The following is a 479-nucleotide window of genomic DNA, read 5'->3' on the forward strand; positions in this document are numbered from 1 at the left end:
CCGTCGATGCGGGTCTCGCCGCCCCAGTCGCCGTTGCCGCCCAGGGTCAAGGTGGCGGCGCCGGTCTTGGTGAGCGCACCAGCGGTGCCGCCGGCGATGGCGCCGGAGAAGGCGCTGTCGGTGCCGGCATTGACGGTGAGCCGCTGCTCGCCCAGCGCGATCGCGCCCGCGCCGCTGAGCGAGCCGATGGTCTCGCTGGCGGCCAGTTGCAGCGTGGCGCCCGCGCTGATGTCCAGGGCGGTCGTGTCGCCCTGGGCGCTGCCGCCGTCCAGCGCCAGCGTGCCGGCCTGCAGCCGTGTGATGCCGGACTGGCTGTTGCTGCCGGAGAGGAGCAGCGTGCCGGTGCCGAGCTTGCTGAGGCCGCCATTGCCGCTGATGGTGCCGGCGAAGGTGGTGGAGCTGTTGTCGCTGCCGGCGGCCAGCCGCTGGTTGCCCAGGTCGATGCTGCCGCTGCCGGCCAGCGAGCCGATGGTCTGGTC

The 479-nt window shown here is 73.9% G+C and carries 1 protein-coding gene; it reads right to left on the reverse strand.

The genetic code is table 11. The annotated features are described in order from the left end of the window. The coding region (locus B0W88_RS32260; RefSeq protein ID WP_198938022.1) for an autotransporter-associated beta strand repeat-containing protein at window positions 1-479 on the reverse strand (479 nt) is incomplete at both ends.

The sequence above is a fragment of the Pelomonas sp. KK5 genome, assembly GCF_001984095.1.
Taxonomy (GTDB): Bacteria; Pseudomonadota; Gammaproteobacteria; order Burkholderiales; family Burkholderiaceae_C; genus KK5.